The 2,091-nt window shown below is 37.4% G+C and carries 2 protein-coding genes; both read left to right on the plus strand.

Annotation, left to right across the window (positions count from 1 at the left end):
- Positions 1 to 738 precede the first annotated feature (738 nt).
- Positions 739 to 1,374 carry a hypothetical protein gene (locus MOZ60_RS11440; RefSeq protein WP_370596779.1) on the plus strand — a complete coding sequence of 212 codons (636 nt, stop codon included), beginning with the start codon at positions 739 to 741 and terminating at the stop codon, positions 1,372 to 1,374.
- A 376-nt stretch (positions 1,375 to 1,750) separates the two neighbouring features.
- The coding region (locus MOZ60_RS11445; RefSeq protein ID WP_370596780.1) for a PfkB family carbohydrate kinase at positions 1,751 to 2,091 on the plus strand (341 nt) is incomplete at its 3' end.

Consider the following 2,091-nt stretch of genomic DNA (forward strand, 5'->3'; position numbering starts at 1 on the left):
TCATGTAAAGGCCTTCCTTTCTTGGATGAGGCAACTTCCCCATCTCTTTATTGAGCCAATAACAAGTATGCGGGATGATCCTCGAACACACAAGTTAATGGAGGGCTTTTACATATTGTCTAAAGACTATTATTTTTAGAATATTACATTGGCGCAAAGAAAAAAAGACTATAAATGATTATTTTTAATTCATATAATATTAATGAAAATTGGTAGTAAATGGAGAAATATCCTGCCTGTCTGCATTTCCATCAGGATATAAGAACATACGGTGTTTTGATGTCCTGATGAAGAGATTGTGACTAATTTATAGATTAGCTGTTTCAGACAGGGCGGGTTGTCACAACAAATGTACTTGGACAAGGAGATGACTTATGAATGTTTCAAGGTATAAAAATGGTGACAAAGAAGAAGTATTTTTGCATTGTATTTCTCGGCTCATTTTTTAAAAATATATAGCTGATTCTTTAAAGAGATTATTGCTGAAATAGGTTGCAAAAATATAGATTAATGCCAAAGTTCGCTTGTTAAAATAATCTGTATATATTAAGGTTAAGCAGGTTATGAATCATGTTATTTGATGCTAGTAAATCTAGTGTTGAAAAGCGGAGTGGACTAATAATTGTTCGTAGTATAGCGGTCTCATCATACAGATTAGATTATTTTTGGTGCTGTTAATAGTATTTTTTAATTGTAACTTGAATACAATTAATATTTGTGAAGAAAATAGGAGAAAATATGAAAAAAATAATTAGCATTCTTATTTCAATGTTGCTCATTTCGGTAGCGACCTTACCTGCACTTGCAGAGGAAAAATCAAATTTGAATATTCATGACTATACTGCCGCAGTACAGAATGAAGCAAATAAGTATGGGATTACAGTTGAAATTCTTGATTATGATCGAGAAAAGCCAATTACAGAAGAAACAATAAACTATGGAATTGATTCAGTAAGAAAGTATGCAGAAAGTTTGTCTATAAAGCAAATTGATACTGTAAATAATGCTTCTACAAATGAAGTTGTTATCATGAGAAGAGCGATGCCAGTCACGCGAACAAAATATGCAAATATTTCCGCAAGCAATATTTATGGCTCTGCAAATCTGTGTGTTGAGGCAAATTTTGTAATAGATATCAATATGGGAAGAATAATGCAGTTGAATCGCATCAGTGCATATCAGTATGGCGCATTTATAAATTTTGATTCCTGGTCAACAACCAGTGTAACAAGTAATATTAATAGTCCGTCTGATGGGAAGATATCAGGGAAGGTAAATGGATATCTGACCACTAGTTATACAGAGCCTCGCTCTGGAATCAAAACAGGATATACAAGCTATGAAAGCATTAGCTACACAATAGATGGGAGGTAAAGAATATGGGTGGTTTTTTGGGATTTTACAGCTTCCTTTCAGCAGTGTTGAATATTGCCATGATGATTCTGGTGATTCTTGCATGTGTAAAGTACCTGAAACAGAATAAGTAAGATGGCTGTTGATAATTGGATGAAAGAAGCGTATTCAAAATAATGGTATTTGGGTTTCCCGCATATGGCGGTGAAACCCTTTTTATGCTAGTGTTGAGTTGCATAAATGCATAAAAGTTACAGACATGAGTGAGGAAAAGAAAGCTTTTGATGTGGCTGCTCTGGGAGAACTGCTGATTGATTTTACAGAGAATGGATAATCAGAGCGGGGGAATCCTCTTCTGGAGGCTAATCCTGGCGGTGCACCATGCAATGTTTTAAGCATGTTGTCCCGTCTGCATCGCAAAACAGTCTTTATTGGAAAGGTAGGCAATGACGGCTTTGGCCAGATGCTTGCCCGTACGGTTGTAGAGCAGGGTATTTCAGACCTGGGACTCAGGTATGATGACAAGGTTCATACGACCCTGGCTCTGGTTTTGAAGCTGGAAAATGGCGACCGTGATTTTGCTTTTTACCGGAATCCGGGTGCGGATGTGGTGATTATTCCGGAGCTCTCAGAGCCATCATTCCGGACCTTCGAAGCCAGTGTTCCGAGGCGTCAAGGCCAGTCTGATTCTGACTCATCATTTCGATGGCCTAGGCCACCATTCCGGAATACCACGGC

The organism is Grylomicrobium aquisgranense (assembly GCF_033971865.1).
Lineage (GTDB): Bacteria > Bacillota_I > Bacilli_A > Erysipelotrichales > Erysipelotrichaceae > Bulleidia > Bulleidia massiliensis.